The sequence below is a fragment of the Streptomyces sp. NPDC026417 genome (assembly GCF_055567695.1).
This window is the reverse complement of the sequence record NZ_JBVHPY010000019.1, coordinates 89,727-104,477: the sequence shown is the minus strand read 5'-3', so window position 1 is coordinate 104,477 and position 14,751 is coordinate 89,727. Positions and strand designations below refer to the sequence as shown.

Sequence of the window (14,751 nt, the reverse complement as noted above, 5' to 3'; positions counted from 1 at the left end):
TCCCCCCCCCCCCCTCCCCCCCCCCTCCCCCCCCCCCCCCCCCCCCCCCCCCCCCCCCCCCCCCCCCCCCCCCCCCCCCCCCCCCCCCCCCCCCCCCCGCTCCCGTACGGACTAGGCGTCGAGCGACGTCATCACGTGCTTGATGCGCGTGTAGTCCTCGAAGCCGTACCCCGAGAGGTCCTTGCCGTAGCCGGACTTCTTGAAGCCGCCGTGCGGCATCTCCGCCACCAGCGGGATGTGGGTGTTGATCCACACGCAGCCGAAGTCGAGGGACTTGGACAGGCGCATCGCGCGGCCGTGGTCCTTGGTCCAGACGGAGGAGGCGAGGGCGTAGTCCACGCCGTTCGCCCACTCGATCGCCTGCGTCTCGTCCGTGAAGGACTGGACGGTGATGACCGGGCCGAAGACCTCGTTCTGGATGATCTCGTCGTCCTGCTTCAGGCCGGAGACGACGGTCGGGGCGTAGAAGTAGCCCTTCTCGCCGACCTGGTGGCCGCCGGCCTCGACCTTGGCGTGGGCGGGCAGGCGCTCGATGAAGCCCTTGACCTGCTTGAGCTGGTTGGGGTTGTTCAGCGGCCCGTACAGCACGTCCTCGTCGTCCGGCTGCCCCGTCTTGGTGTCGGCGGCGGCCTTGGCGAGCGCGGCCACGAACTCGTCGTGGATGCCCTCCTGGACCAGCACGCGCGTGGCGGCCGTACAGTCCTGCCCGGCGTTGAAGAAGCCCGCCACCGAGATGTCCTCGACGGCCTTGGCGATGTCGGTGTCCTCGAAGACGACGACCGGGGCCTTGCCGCCCAGCTCCAGGTGGACCCGCTTGAGGTCCTTGGCGGCCGACTCGGCGACCGACATGCCGGCGCGCACGGAACCGGTGATGGACGCCATCGCCGGGGTCGGGTGCTCGACCATCGCGCGGCCGGTGTCGCGGTCGCCGCAGATGACGTTGAAGACGCCCTTGGGCAGGATCGAGCCGATGATGTCGGCGATCAGGACCGTGGACGCGGGCGTCGTGTCGGACGGCTTGAGGACGACCGTGTTGCCCGCGGCCAGCGCCGGGGCGAACTTCCACACGGCCATCATCATCGGGTAGTTCCACGGCGCGACCTGCGCGCAGACGCCGACGGGCTCGCGGCGGACGATGGAGGTCAGGCCCTCCATGTACTCGCCGGCGCTCCTTCCCTCCAGCATCCGGGCCGCGCCCGCGAAGAAGCGGATCTGGTCCACCATCGGCGGGATCTCCTCGGACCGGGTGAGTCCGATCGGCTTGCCGGTGTTCTCCACCTCGGCCGCGATGAGTTCCTCGGCCCGCTCCTCGAACGCGTCCGCGATCTTCAGAAGGGCCTTCTGCCGCTCGGCCGGGGTCTGGTCGCGCCAGGCCGGGAAGGCCGCGGCGGCGGCCGCCATCGCGGCGTCGACGTCCGCCTGCCCGGACAGCGGCGCGGTCGCGTACGCCTCTCCGGTCGCGGGGTTGACCACCTCGGTGGTCCGTCCGTCGGCGGCGTCCCGGAATTCTCCGTCGATGTAGTTGCGCAGACGACGCAGCTCGGTGCTCACTGCCGGCCCTCCTGTCGGGTGTCCAATCACTGAGACACCCACCCTAATCCGTGTGTCCACGTTTTCAACACCCCCGATCCCCTCGGATCTGCGAAATCCGCAAGTCACGTCCTCGTAAACAACGAATTTCATCGCTACGACCTTGCGTAACTATCGAGACGTCGTGCAGAGTGGGCGCGTGGCCAGTCGAAGCGCAGACCCCAGGGACTCTCGGGAGTCCAGGAACGGCAGTCCCCAGCTGGATGCCGTCTCCCTCGCCATCATCGAGCAGCTGCAGCAGGACGGACGCCGTCCGTACGCCGCCATCGGCAAGGCCGTGGGCCTCTCCGAGGCGGCCGTGCGACAGCGCGTCCAGAAGCTGCTCGACCAGGGCGTGATGCAGATCGTCGCCGTCACGGACCCGCTCACCGTGGGCTTCCGCAGGCAGGCGATGGTCGGCGTGAACGTCGAGGGCGACCTCGACCCCGTGGCGGACGCGCTGACGGCCATGTCGGAAGTCGAGTACGTGGTGATGACCGCGGGCTCGTTCGACATCCTCGCCGAGATCGTCTGCGAGGACGACGACCACCTGCTGGACGTCATCAACAAACGCATCCGGGCCCTCCCCGGCGTGCGCTCCACCGAGAGCTTCGTCTACCTGAAGCTCAAGAAGCAGACCTACATGTGGGGAACCCGATAGCCGTGAGCAAGGACCTCAGCCGAACCGCGTACGACCACCTGTGGATGCACTTCACCCGCATGTCCTCGTACGAGAACGCGCCCGTTCCCACCATCGTGCGTGGCGAGGGCACCTACATCTTCGACGACAAGGGCAAGCGCTACCTCGACGGTCTCTCGGGACTGTTCGTGGTGCAGGCCGGCCACGGCCGCACCGAGCTCGCGGAGACGGCGTTCAAGCAGGCGCAGGAGCTGGCCTTCTTCCCCGTGTGGTCCTACGCCCACCCGAAGGCCGTCGAGCTCGCCGAGCGCCTGGCGAACTACGCCCCGGGCGACCTGAACAAGGTCTTCTTCACCACCGGCGGCGGCGAAGCGGTCGAGACCGCCTGGAAGCTCGCCAAGCAGTACTTCAAGCTGCAGAACAAGCCGACCAAGTACAAGGTCATCTCGCGTGCGGTCGCCTACCACGGCACCCCGCAGGGCGCCCTGTCCATCACCGGCCTGCCGGCCCTGAAGGCCCCCTTCGAGCCGCTGGTCCCCGGCGCGCACAAGGTGCCGAACACCAACATCTACCGCGCCCCGATCCACGGCGACGACCCCGAGGCCTTCGGCCGCTGGGCCGCCGACCAGATCGAGCAGCAGATCCTGTTCGAGGGCCCGGAGACGGTCGCGGCCGTCTTCCTGGAGCCGGTGCAGAACGCCGGCGGCTGCTTCCCGCCGCCGCCCGGGTACTTCCAGCGGGTGCGCGAGATCTGCGACCAGTACGACGTCCTGCTGGTCTCGGACGAGGTCATCTGCGCCTTCGGCCGCCTCGGCACGATGTTCGCCTGCGACAAGTTCGGCTACGTGCCGGACATGATCACCTGCGCCAAGGGCATGACCTCGGGCTACTCCCCGATCGGCGCCTGCATCGTCTCGGACCGCATCGCCGAGCCGTTCTACCAGGGCGACAACACCTTCCTGCACGGTTACACGTTCGGCGGTCACCCGGTCTCCGCCGCCGTCGGTGTCGCCAACCTCGACCTGTTCGAGCGCGAGGGCCTCAACCAGCACGTGCTGGACAACGAGGGCGGCTTCCTCACGACCCTGCAGAAGCTGCACGACCTGCCGATCGTCGGCGACGTCCGCGGCAACGGCTTCTTCTACGGCATCGAGCTGGTCAAGGACAAGGCCACCAAGGAGACCTTCACGGACGAGGAGTCGGAGCGCGTGCTCTACGGCTTCGTCTCCAAGAAGCTCTTCGAGTACGGCCTCTACTGCCGCGCCGACGACCGCGGTGACCCGGTCATCCAGCTGTCGCCGCCGCTGATCTCCGACCAGTCGACCTTCGACGAGATCGAGGGGATCATCCGCCAGGTCCTGACGGAGGCGTGGACGAAGCTCTGACCCGCCCCCCGGCGCCGCCGGTCCCCGGTCCCCACCGGTCCCGTCGACGCTCCGATCTTCCTCCTGGATGATCAACACCGGCCCCGAAGGCGCCCGTTCGAGTGAGAATGGGCGCCCCGGGGCCGCGTGCTGTGCGCCCCGCCGCCGGCGAATACCTAGCGTGCCCAGTGACCGATCGGCCCTGCCTTCGTTCCCCCGGACGGGGGACGCGACCGGCAACAACTGATCTGAACGAGGTGTACGCGATGGTGGCCCCGCCGGACAACGACGTGCTCTGGGCACGCGCCCTGCACGTCAAGCACAACGGCTCGCCCGCGCTCAGCGGCGTCTCGCTCGGCGTCCGGGAGGGCGAGATCCTCGCCGTCAGCGGACCGCGCGGCAGTGGCAAGACGACCCTGCTGCGGTGCCTGTCCGGACAGCTCCTGCCCCAGCAGGGCGAGGTCTGGTTCAACAGCACCCCCGTCCACACCATGGGCCCGCTCACCCGCGAACGGCTGCGCCGCGACCGCTTCGGCTGGATCGACCCGGCACCGGTCCTCGTACCCGAACTGAACGCCTGGGAGAACGCCGCTCTGCCGCTGATGCTGCGCGGCACCCGGCGCCGGGCCGCCAAGACCGCCGCGCTGGAGTGGCTGGAGCGCCTCGACATCGGCGACTGCGCCCGGAAACGACCGCACGCCCTCCTGCAGGCCGAGCGCCAGCGCGTGGTCATCGCCCGCGCCCTGGTCGCGGCCCCCACCGTGCTCTTCGCCGACGAGCCGACCGCCCCGCTGCACCGCGCCGACCGCGCCCACGTCCTGCGGACCCTCACCACGGCGGCCCGCTCGCACGGCATCACGGTCGTCCTCGCCACCCACGACGCGGACACCGCGGCGCTCGCCGACCGGACGGTGTCGCTGCTCGACGGACGGCGCGTCAACACCGTCCACCTCCCGCCCGTCGCCGAGCCGGAAGGCCGCGCCGCGTGCTCGCTCTCCGTCTAGCCCGCGGGGGGCAGCCCCTGGTCCAGATCCGCCGCCTCCTGGTCGCCGCGGCCTCGGCGGGCACCGGCTTCCTGCTGCTGTGCACGCTGGGGTACGCGATGACGCACCCGGAGGCCTCCACCGCCTCGGTGCTCCGGCTGGCCTGGTGCGTCGCCCCGATGGCCGCCACGGTGTACTTCGCGGTCGCGGTCGCCCGCACCGATCCCGGGACCCGGCCGCGCCCCGGCCTCTCCGCGATCGGCCTCGGCCCGGGCCGCCTGATGGCGATCTCCGCCACCACCACCGCTCTGTCGACCGTCCTCGGCTCGATGCTCGCCCTGCTGCTCTTCCTGCACCTGCGCGGCGACCTCACGGGCATGCCCTTCGACGGCGCCGCGGCCGGGTTCCTCGCGGCGGACCGCCCGCTGCCGCTGCCGGCCGCGCTGACCCTGCTCGCCCTGGTGCCGATCGCCGCCTCGGTGGCCACCTCGCTCGTCCTGCGCCCGCGGGGCCGGGGCACCGCCCGCGGCCGACTGCGCCCCGGCACCGTCGCCGTCGGGACCGCCGGACGCCACCCCGTCGGCGCACTGGCGGCCCCCGGGGAGCCGGGCACCCCGGTCGTCGTCAGCACCGTGGTGAACGCCGGCACCCTTGTCGTCCCCGCCCCGCCGGCCGTCCCCGAGGCGCACGGCGCTCCCGCGGAGCACTCCGACCGGTCCGGCCCCGCACTGGAACCGCACCGGCTCATGCCGCCGCAGACCGCTCCCGGCGGCCTGCCCTGGGGTGCGGCGGTCCTGGCGGCGGGCCTCGCCGTGGAGACGTACGCGAGTCGTTCGGACCCGACGCCCGGGCTCGCGCTGCCCGGCGGATTCGCGGGCGGTCCGGCCGGCGTGCTCATCGGCTGGGCGCTCACCGCGGTGGGCCTCGCCCTGGCCGGGCCGGCGCTCACCCACCTGTGCGGGCGACTGCTCCAGGCCGTCAGGCCGGGCGCGCTGCGACTGCTCGCCGGGCGAGTGCTGCAGACCGAGGCACGGCGCATCGGGCAGCCGCTCGGCGTGCTCTGCGCGGTGGCCTCGGGCGCGTACGCCATGGCGACCCTGTACGCGGGCGAGCGCCCCGGCCTCGGCCCGCTCAGCACGCTCGGCGCGCTGCTGGTGGGCGGCTGCACCCTGCTGACGGTGCTCACGGCCGCCGTCGAGGCCCGGCAGGCGCGCGCCGACACCACGGCCGCCCTGCTGCGGCTCGGCGCGCCGGTCACGATGCTCCGCACGGCGGCGGCCCTGCGCATCGGCGCGCTGCTCGCCGTGTTCGGGCCGCTGACCTGGACGGTCGCCCAGCTCGCCGCGCTGCCGCTGACCCGCTGAGGTCACGGCGGACCCGCCCCGGACGCACCTGTCCGGCCCCGGCGGGAAATGGGTCCGCGCCGCGCGATGAGTTCTCCGGGGCGCGCCGGTCTATCCCTGCGAACGGCACCACACCGACGGGAGAGGCCCCCATGTACCAGCAGATGATCTTCGTGAACCTGGCCGTGAACGACGTGGACTCCTCGAAGAAGTTCTTCACGGAGCTCGGCTACACGATCAACCCGCAGTTCTCGACCGACGACTGCGCCTGCGTCGTGATCAGCGACACGATCGTGGCCATGCTGCTCAGCCGGCAGCGGTACTCCGACTTCACGAAGAAGGAGATCGCGGACTCCACGAGGACCAGCGAGGTGCTGCTGTGCCTGAGCGCGGAGAGCCGCGAGAAGGTCGACGAGCTGGTCGACCGTGCCATCGCCGCGGGCGGCTCCGCGACGGGCGAGACCCAGGACCACGGCATGATGTACGGCCGCGCCTTCGACGACCCGGACGGCCACACCTGGGAAATCATGTGGATGGACCCGGCCGCGGTCGAGGGCTGAGCCCCACGCCCCCCCGGTGGACGGCACGACCGGCCGGGCGCGCGGCACGGGGGTCCGCGCGCCGGCCTGACCGGCCCCGGTGACACCGAGGTGCAGCGGATGGTCGGCCACCCGCCGGGCGCCGGGTTCCGGTCTGCGCGGGCGGTGAGTTCAGGTCCGGCGGTCTGCCTAGCATGGGCGGGTGCAGCAGATATCCGACCCCGTGTCCTCGCCTCAGCCCGGCCCGGACGAGATCCTCGCCGCTTCCCACGACCGTGAGGTCGAGTCCCTCGCCGAGTTCGACGAGGTCGTCGCGGCGCACGGCTCCCTCGCCGGATTCCGCGTCCAGGCCGTCGATCTGACGGGCCGTACGGACGTCCTGCTCTCCGTGGACTGCGCGGCGGCCGTCTTCCTCGGCTGCCCGATGGATGCGGAGGCGGCCGCGCGGGCCAGGGGCTCGGGCGCGCTGGTCTTCCCGCCCGTCCCGGGTCTGCCCTTCGACCCGTACCGCGGGTTCCTCTACTCGCCCGACGAGCTCTTCGACTCGCTCGACGCCGGCTACGAGGCGACGCCGGACGCCCGTGCCTACGCGTGGTTCCAGCGGACGAAGGCCGACGGTGACGTCTACGCCTCGATGCTGCGGGCCGTCCACGACGACTCCGTCTCGGACGCGCTCGACGAACTCCTCGTCGGCGCACCGGTGGTGGGCGTGATGGGCGGCCACGCGATGGCACGCGGCACGACGGAGTACGAGGGTGCCGCGCGGCTCGGCCGCTCCCTCGCCCGCAGCGGTCTCACCGTGGCCACCGGCGGCGGTCCCGGCGCGATGGAGGCCGCCAACCTCGGCGCGTACGCCGCTCCCTTCGACGACGCCATGCTCGCGGAGTCGCTGCGACTCCTCGCCGCCGTACCGTCGTTCACCCCGTCGGTCGCCGACTGGGCGCGCGCCGCCTTCGACGTGCGCGGACGCCACCCGGCGGGCGGACCCTCGGTCGGAATCCCGACCTGGTTCTACGGTCACGAACCGCCCAACGCCTTCGCCACGCACATCGCCAAGTACTTCGCCAACGCCACCCGGGAGGACGGGCTCCTGGCGCGCTGCACCGCGGGCGTGGTCTTCCTGCCGGGCGCCGCGGGCACCGTCCAGGAGATCTTCGACAACGCGACGCCGAATTACTACGAGTCGCGCGGCGAACCCACCCCGATGGTGCTCGTCGACCGGGTCCACTGGACCGAGAGGCATCCGACCTGGCCGCTCCTCAAGTCCCTTGCCCGGGAGCGCTCGATGGAGTCGCGGATCGCGCTCGTGGACACGATCGAGGAGGCCCCGGAGGCGCTCAAACGTCTCGGCGGGCAATGACAACGTAAAGCCAACGCCCGCGCGGGGCATATTCATTGACAGCGGTCGGGCCGCGCTTATACACCTGTGAGACTCCTGGGGGTGCTGTTGTCACAACAGGACCTCCACACCCCCCCCCGCAGTTGCACATTTTGTGAAGGGCAATCGTGTCCATATCTCGCCGTACCGCACGTTCCGTGCGCATCCTCGGTGTTGCCTCCGCCACTGCCGCGCTCGCGCTCGGCGTCGCGGGCAACGCACTTGCCTGCAACATCCGTGACTTCTCGGCCGTCGCCGCCTGCGACGCCAACGGGAAGGGCATCATCACCGTCACCGACACCGACGCCTCGGGCGTCGAGGCCGAGGTCTCCGTCTACCTGGAGTCCAAGGGCGCCGACCAGCGGCTCGTCGGCACCAAGACGGTCAAGGGCACCCGTGAGGGCGCGACCGTCACGTTCTCCGAGGACTGGGCCCCGAAGTCCGAGTACCGGATCCACATCACCGCCGGGAAGATCGTCGACGAGGACATCTCGCCGAACCTGACCGCTCCGGCCGAGGCGGCCTGCGGGACCGCGGAGACGCCCAAGCCGTCGCAGACGCCGAAGCCTTCGCAGACCCCGTCCTCCTCCACCACCCCGTCGGCGACGCCGTCCGAGTCGGACAGCACCGCGCCTGCGACCCCCGGGGACAACGAGCCCTCCGCCGCGGCCGGCGAGTCCAACCTGGCCGAGACCGGCGCCGACTCCAACACCGGCATGATCGCCGGCGTCGCCGGCGCGTTCGTCGTCGTCGGCGGTGGCGCGGTGTACTTCGGCATGCGCCGCCGCAACACCTCGAAGACGGGCTGACCCCGCCCATCGCACGACCGGATGGCCCGCCCCCTGCCCGGGGGCGGGCCATCCGCCGTTGCGCGGCGCAGCGGCCCCCCGCTTCGGCCGGGCCCCGGCGGCGCCCGGCCGGCGCCGCGGGGGGTCAGGCGGCCGGGGGCTCCCCGAGGACGACGACGTCCGCCGCGTCGAACTCCACCCCGACCTCGTCGCCGGGACCGGGCGCGTCCCGCAGCGCGCAGGCCGCTTCGAGACGCGGGGCGTCCCGCGGTTGCAGCTGCACCGCGACATGGGTGCCCCGGAAGGTGCGTGCGGCGACGGTGCAGCGCAGCCCGTCGGCCGGCGCCACCAGCCGTACCCCGGCGGGCCTGACGAGCAGCGTCCGCCGCCCCTGGGGTGCGCCCTCCGGAACCGGGACCTTTCCCCACGGGGTGTGCGCGGCCTCTCCGCTCACCGTCGCCTCGGCCACGTTGTCGAAGCCGAGGAAGCGTGCCACGAAGGCGTCCGCCGGGTGCTGCCAGACCTCCAGGGGCGTACCGGACTGGGCGATCCTCCCGTCCCGCATCACCACGACCCGGTCCGCGAGCGCGAAGGCCTCGCCCTGGTCGTGCGTCACGGCGAGCACGGTGGTCCCCAACTCGCCGAACAGTTCGCGCAGTTCGACGACCAGCCGCTCTCGCAGCGAGCGGTCGAGCTGTCCCAGCGGCTCGTCCAGCATCAGCAGCCGGGGGCGGGGCGCGAGGGCGCGGGCCAGCGCCACCCGCTGCTGCTCCCCGCCGGACAGCGAGGCGACGGCTCTGGAGGCGGCCCCGGGCAGCCCGACGAGTTCGAGCAACTCGTGTACGCGGCGGCCCTGTTCGCCCTTCGGGGAGCCGTGCATCCGCAGCCCGAAGGCGACGTTGCCGCCCACGTCCCGTTGCGGGAACAGCTGATGGTCCTGGAACATCAGCCCGACGCCCCGCTTGTGCGCGGGCACCCCCGACTGCTCCCGCCCGTCCAGCAGCACCCGGCCCGCGTCGAGCGCCTGCAACCCGGCCACCGCCCGCAGCAGGGTCGACTTGCCGCTGCCGCTCGGCCCCAGCACGCACACGATCTCGTGCTCGGCGACATCGAGGCCCACGGCGTCGAGCACCGGCCGCCCGCCGAAGCGCACGGTCGCCCCCTCCAGCCGCAGCAGGGCGTCGCGTTCCTTCGTGAGCCCGCTCATCAGAACTCCCCCGTCCGGTCGGTACGCATGCGCTCCAGCAGCAGCAGCGCGAGCGCGCAGACCGCCATCAGGATCGTCGAAAGGGCCATCGCCTGGCCGTAGTTGAGGTCTCCAGGACGGCCGAGGAGCCGGGCCACGGTGACCGGCAGCGTCGGATTGTCGGCCCGCGCGATGAAGACCGTCGCCCCGAACTCGCCGAGCGAGACGGCGAACGCGAAGCCCGCCGCGATCAGCAGCGCCCGCCGCACCATCGGCAGGTCGACCTCGCGCCACACCCGCCAGGGCGACGCCCCGAGCACGGCCGCCGCCTCCCGCAGCCGCTCGTCGACCGCGCGCAGCACGGGCAGCATCGTGCGGACGACGAAGGGAACACCCACCAGGGCCTGTGCGAGCGGCACCAGGATCCACGAGGAGCGCAGGTTCAGCGGCGGCTCGTCCAGGGCGATCAGGAACCCGAAGCCGACCGTCACCGCGGAGACGCCGAGCGGCAGCATCAGCAGCGCGTCGAAGCCGCGCACGAGCCGGCCCGCCCGCCGGGTCAGCGCGGCCGCGGCCAGGCCACCGATCAGGACGGCGATGGCGGTGGCCGCGAGCGCGTACTGCAGCGAGTTGCCGATCGCCTCGATCGGCGCCACGAGGAACATGCCGTCGTCCGCCGACGTCAGTGCCCGGTAATACGCGAGTCCGTGGCCGCCCGGGGTGTCGAAGGACCGCTGGACCAGCACGGCGAGGGGCAGTACCAGCAGGAGGGCGATGGTCGCCAGGACCCCGGCGAACAGCGCCCACTGCCCGGCACCGCGCGGCCTGCGCGAGGTCAGGGAGGCGTCCACGAGACGCAGGGCGCTCTCCCGCCGCCGTACGGTCCGGGCGTGCACGGCGAGGATGGCGCCGACCGCCGCGAACTGGACGATGGTCAGCACCGCGGCGGTGGAGAGGTCGAAGATCTCCGAGGTCTGGCGGTAGATCTCCACCTCCAGGGTGGAGAAGGCCGGGCCGCCGAGGATCTGCACCACGCCGAAGGAGGTGAACGTGAAGAGGAAGACCATGAGCGACGCGGCGGCCACGGCGGGCCCGAGCGCCGGCAGCGTCACGGTGCGCCAGGCGGCGAACCGGGAGGCGCCGAGCATCCGGGCGGCCTCCTCCTGGCGCGGGTCGAGCTGCGACCAGAGCCCGCCGACCGTGCGCACGACGACCGCGTAGTTGAAGAAGACGTGCGCGAGCAGGATCGCCCACACGGTGGTGTCCAGCCGTACGCCCCACAGTTGGTCGAGCAGGCCGCCCCGACCGACGAGCGCCAGGAAGGCGGTGCCGACGACGACGGTCGGCAGCACGAACGGGACGGTGACCACCGCCCGCAGTACCTGCTTGCCCCGGAACTCGAAGCGCGCGAACACGTACGCGCCGGGGAGCGCGATCAGCAGCGTGAGCATTGTGGAGGCGAGCGCCTGCCAGGTGGTGAACCACAGGACGTGCCGGACGTCGGACTGCCCGAGCACGTCGGCGATCCTGCCGAGGTGCCAGACGCCGTCGACACGCAGTCCGCGGGCCACGATCGCCGCCACCGGATAGGCGAAGAAGACCGCGAAGAACGCGACGGGCAGGGCCATCAGCCCGAGCCGCGCCGCGCTCCCGCGCCTTCCGCCCGCCGCCTTCGAGGGAGCGGCCCCTACTTCAGTACGAGCGAGGTCCACGACTTGACCCACTGGTCACGGTGGTCGGCGATCCTCGCCGGAGCGAGGGTCTCGGGGTCCTTCGCCTGCGGCCCGAACTCGGTGAACTCGGCGGGCACCCGGGCGCCCTCGACCACCGGGTAGACGAACATGTTCAGCGGCATGTCCTCCTGGAACCTCTTCGAGACCAGGAAGTCGAGGAGGGCCTTGCCGCCCTTGGTGTTCTTCGCGTTGCTCAGCAGGCCCGCGTACTCGACCTGCCGGAAGCAGGTGCCGGTCGCCACGCCGGTGGGCGCGGTCGTCGGCCTGGGGTCCGCGTAGATCACCTCGGCGGGCGGGGACGAGGCGTAGGAGACGACCAGCGGCCGATCGGCCTTGGCCTTCCTGCCGCCGGCGGACCCGGAGAACTCCTCGTTGTAGGCCTGCTCCCAGCCGTCCACGACCTTCACGCCGTTGGCCCGGAGCTTCTTCCAGTAGGCCTGCCAGCCCGCGTCGCCGTACCGGGCCGCCGTGCCGAGCAGGAAACCGAGGCCGGGCGAGGACGTCGACGCGTTCTCGGTGACGAGCAGGTTCTTGTACGCGGGGTCGGCCAGGTCGTCGAAGGTCTTCGGCGGGGTCAGCTTGTGCGCGGTGAACCAGGCCTTGTCGTAGTTGACGCAGATGTCGCCCGAGTCGATCGGGGTGACCCGGTGCTTGTCCTGGTCGGCCCGGTACTCGGGGAGGACCCGGTCCGCGCCCTTCGCCTCGTACGACTGGAAGAGCCCGTTGTCGAGCGCGCGGGAGAGCAGGGTGTTGTCGACGCCGAAGAAGACGTCGCCCTGCGGGTTGTCCTTGGTGAGGATCGCCTTGTTGACGGCCTGCCCGGCGTCCCCGGCCTTGAGGACCTTGACCCGGTAGCCGGACTCCTTCTCGAACGCCTTGAGCACGCCCTTGGAGGCGATGAAGGAGTCATGGCTGACCAGGGTCACGGTCTTGCCGCCGGCATCGCCGCCGGAGTCGGACGAGCCGCACGCGGACAGCGTGCCGATCCCGAGCCCGGCGGCCACGATCGCGGCCGTGAACTTGGTGGTGGTGCTCACTGGATTCCTCCTGGGGTGACCAGGAAGAGACGCGGCCCTGCCCGGGAACCTCTGAAAGTTCCCGGGCAGGGCGCAACAGCTTGAGTGATGACCGAACTTCCTACCCAGAATGACCTGGGCAAGGTTCAGAGGGTCTGCGGCCCGTGCCGCACTCTCAGCGCTGTGGCGCTCCCCTGTCGGAATATGAAGATGTACCTACGGGGGTCAGCCTACCGCCCACCCGCCCGGCGGCCTCGACCCGCGGGGCCTACCGCTCGGACGCCGCCAGCTGTCCGCACGCTCCGTCGATCTCCTGGCCGCGGGTGTCGCGGACGGTGACCGGGACGCCGTGCGCCGCGATGGCCTCGACGAACGCCTTCTCGTCCTCGGGGCGCGAGGCGGTCCACTTGGAGCCCGGCGTCGGGTTCAGCGGGATCAGGTTCACGTGGACCGGCTTGCCCCGGAGCAGCCGGCCGAGCCGGTCGCCGCGCCACGCCTGGTCGTTGATGTCCCGGATCAGGGCGTACTCGATGGAGAGGCGGCGCCCCGACTTGGCCGCGTACTCCCAGCCGGCGTCCAGCACCTCGCGCACCTTCCACCGCGTGTTGACGGGGACGAGGGTGTCGCGGAGTTCGTCGTCCGGCGCGTGCAGGGAGATCGCCAGGCGGCACTTGAAGCCCTCGTCAGCGAAGCGATGGATGGCGGGCACCAGGCCCACGGTCGACACGGTGATGCCGCGCTGCGAAAGCCCGAGGCCGTCGGGCTCGGGGTCGGTGAGCGCGCGGATGGAGCCCACCACGCGCTTGTAGTTGGCGAGCGGCTCGCCCATGCCCATGAACACGATGTTGCTCAGCCGCGCCGGGCCGCCGGGGATCTCGCCGTCCCGGAGCGCCCGCATCCCGTCGACGATCTGGTGCACGATCTCGCCGGTGGACAGGTTCCGGTCGAGACCGGCCTGGCCCGTGGCGCAGAACGGGCAGTTCATCCCGCAGCCGGCCTGGGAGCTGATGCACATGGTCACCCGGTCCGGGTAGCGCATCAGCACGGACTCGACGAGCGTGCCGTCGAAGAGCCGCCACAGGGTCTTGCGGGTGGTGTCGTCGTCGCAGCTGATGTGCCGGACGACGGACATCAGCTCGGGCAGCAGCGCCTCCTGGAGCTTCCCGCGCGAGGCGGCCGGAATGTCCGTCCACTCCGCCGGGTCGTGCGCGTAGCGCGCGAAGTAGTGCTGCGAGAGCTGCTTGGCACGAAACGGCTTCTCACCGATCGCGGCAACCGCCTCTTTGCGCTCGGCGGGCGTGAGATCGGCAAGGTGCCGCGGCGGCTTCTTGGCTCCGCGGGGGGCGACGAAAGTAAGTTCTCCGGGCTTCGGCATAACCCTTCCAGTGTCGCAGATCATCACCGGGGCCCCGGGCCGGAGCGGGGTGGGGGCGGTCACCCACGGGCGCCGGCCGCCGGCTCCGGCCGACCTGGCACGGGGCCGGGGCGGCGGGGAAGGCTCTTTCTCGTGGTTGCCCCGCAACCGGGGCTTCCACGGTGCCGATTCCCCGGGTCGCTGTCGCCGGAGGCGCTCCTTCCCCTAGAATCGAACTTGTGTACGAAACCGTGTCTCGCCCCGAGCACCCCCGCAGTGTCCGCCCGCGCCGGGCCCGGCACCTGCGCCCCTTCGACGACACCGGCACCGGGCCGGCGCCCGGCGGCCTCGTGCGGGACTCCCGTACGACGACCGGTCCCGATGCCCCGTGAGCGGCGGGGAGCCGCAGCCCGAGGACGCGGGCACCGCCCCCATCGTCGTCCAGCGCGCCGCCGGCCCGGGCGGTCGCCGGGTGACAATCCGCGCCCAGGTCGCCGGGCTGGCCCACAGCGACGCCGACCTGGTCGAGTTCCTGCGCCGCGCGGGCCTGCCCGACGCCGGGGACCTGCTGGACGACCCGCGGTGGGTGGACTGGCAGGGCGGTCGGCCTCACGACTACGGCCCGGGCTGACGGCACCTCGGGGCGCGTGCGGGGGCGTGGCCCCGTCCCGGCATACGCCGTTTCGGGCCCGGTGCGGTCCACCGGGGGTCGCGGACATGCGAAGAGGGGGGGGGGGGGGGGGGGGGGGGGGGGGGGGGCGCGGGGGGGGGGGGGGGGGGGGGGGTGGGGGGGGGGGGGGGGGGGGGGGGCTGGGGGGTTTGCGGCAGGTAGTTGTTCCGGTGGTCGGTTGGGACAGG

The 14,751-nt window shown here is 72.1% G+C and carries 14 protein-coding genes; 9 read left to right on the top strand and 5 right to left on the bottom strand.

From position 1 onward, the window contains the following. Positions 1-111 precede the first annotated feature (111 nt). A complete protein-coding gene (locus ACZ4NT_RS27585) occupies positions 112-1,551 on the bottom strand; it encodes a gamma-aminobutyraldehyde dehydrogenase (RefSeq protein ID WP_121406239.1) in 1,440 nt (479 codons plus the stop codon). Between the two features lie 163 nt (positions 1,552-1,714). Between ACZ4NT_RS27585 and ACZ4NT_RS27580 the strand changes: the two genes are divergently transcribed. The 7 genes from ACZ4NT_RS27580 (at position 1,715) to ACZ4NT_RS27550 (ending at position 8,625) form a co-directional block, all read left to right on the top strand. Next, positions 1,715-2,230, top strand: a complete 516-nt coding sequence (locus tag ACZ4NT_RS27580) for an Lrp/AsnC family transcriptional regulator (RefSeq protein WP_121406238.1) — start codon at positions 1,715-1,717, stop codon at positions 2,228-2,230. Beyond that, positions 2,215-3,594 (top strand): aspartate aminotransferase family protein, encoded by a 1,380-nt coding sequence (locus ACZ4NT_RS27575; protein ID WP_467728080.1) that lies wholly within the window; start codon positions 2,215-2,217, stop codon positions 3,592-3,594. The genes ACZ4NT_RS27580 and ACZ4NT_RS27575 overlap by 16 nt, the downstream gene beginning before the upstream one ends. Before the next feature lie 245 nt (positions 3,595-3,839). Next, the gene (locus ACZ4NT_RS27570; protein ID WP_121406236.1) at positions 3,840-4,577 is read left to right on the top strand and encodes an ATP-binding cassette domain-containing protein; all 738 of its coding nucleotides are present in this window, start codon (positions 3,840-3,842) and stop codon (positions 4,575-4,577) included. Beyond that, positions 4,559-5,920 carry a hypothetical protein gene (locus ACZ4NT_RS27565; RefSeq protein ID WP_467728079.1) on the top strand — a complete coding sequence of 454 codons (1,362 nt, stop codon included), beginning with the start codon at positions 4,559-4,561 and terminating at the stop codon, positions 5,918-5,920. Before ACZ4NT_RS27570 ends, ACZ4NT_RS27565 begins: the two co-directional genes overlap by 19 nt. Positions 5,921-6,051: 131 nt before the next feature. Beyond that, positions 6,052-6,459 carry a VOC family protein gene (locus ACZ4NT_RS27560; protein ID WP_121406234.1) on the top strand — a complete coding sequence of 136 codons (408 nt, stop codon included), beginning with the start codon at positions 6,052-6,054 and terminating at the stop codon, positions 6,457-6,459. A gap of 190 nt (positions 6,460-6,649) precedes the next feature. After that, positions 6,650-7,798, top strand: a complete 1,149-nt coding sequence (locus ACZ4NT_RS27555) for an LOG family protein (protein ID WP_467728119.1) — start codon at positions 6,650-6,652, stop codon at positions 7,796-7,798. A gap of 176 nt (positions 7,799-7,974) precedes the next feature. Beyond that, positions 7,975-8,625, top strand: coding sequence for an LAETG motif-containing sortase-dependent surface protein (locus ACZ4NT_RS27550; RefSeq protein ID WP_467728078.1), 651 nt, complete (start codon positions 7,975-7,977; stop codon positions 8,623-8,625). A gap of 124 nt (positions 8,626-8,749) precedes the next feature. Here ACZ4NT_RS27550 and ACZ4NT_RS27545 read toward each other — a convergent pair whose 3' ends face one another. From ACZ4NT_RS27545 to rlmN, 4 genes are all read right to left on the bottom strand, one after another. Further along, entirely contained in the window at positions 8,750-9,811 is a 1,062-nt protein-coding gene (locus ACZ4NT_RS27545) for an ABC transporter ATP-binding protein (RefSeq protein WP_121406231.1), read from the bottom strand. After that, complete coding sequence (locus ACZ4NT_RS27540; RefSeq protein ID WP_467728077.1) at positions 9,811-11,502, bottom strand: ABC transporter permease; 1,692 nt, start codon at positions 11,500-11,502, stop codon at positions 9,811-9,813. The genes ACZ4NT_RS27545 and ACZ4NT_RS27540 overlap by 1 nt, the downstream gene beginning before the upstream one ends. Then, positions 11,478-12,560: a thiamine ABC transporter substrate-binding protein gene (locus ACZ4NT_RS27535; RefSeq protein WP_467728076.1), complete on the bottom strand. Its 1,083-nt coding sequence runs from the start codon at positions 12,558-12,560 to the stop codon at positions 11,478-11,480. Before ACZ4NT_RS27535 ends, ACZ4NT_RS27540 begins: the two co-directional genes overlap by 25 nt. Before the next feature lie 247 nt (positions 12,561-12,807). Further along, positions 12,808-13,914, bottom strand: a complete 1,107-nt coding sequence (gene rlmN, locus ACZ4NT_RS27530) for a dual-specificity RNA methyltransferase RlmN (protein WP_121406228.1) — start codon at positions 13,912-13,914, stop codon at positions 12,808-12,810. A 218-nt stretch (positions 13,915-14,132) separates the two neighbouring features. Between rlmN and ACZ4NT_RS27525 the strand changes: the two genes are divergently transcribed. Beyond that, on the top strand, positions 14,133-14,285 hold the full coding sequence (locus ACZ4NT_RS27525) for a hypothetical protein (RefSeq protein WP_183117017.1): 153 nt from the start codon (positions 14,133-14,135) through the stop codon (positions 14,283-14,285). Further along, entirely contained in the window at positions 14,282-14,524 is a 243-nt protein-coding gene (locus ACZ4NT_RS27520; protein WP_467728075.1) for a hypothetical protein, read from the top strand. The genes ACZ4NT_RS27525 and ACZ4NT_RS27520 overlap by 4 nt, the downstream gene beginning before the upstream one ends. Positions 14,525-14,751 lie beyond the last annotated feature (227 nt).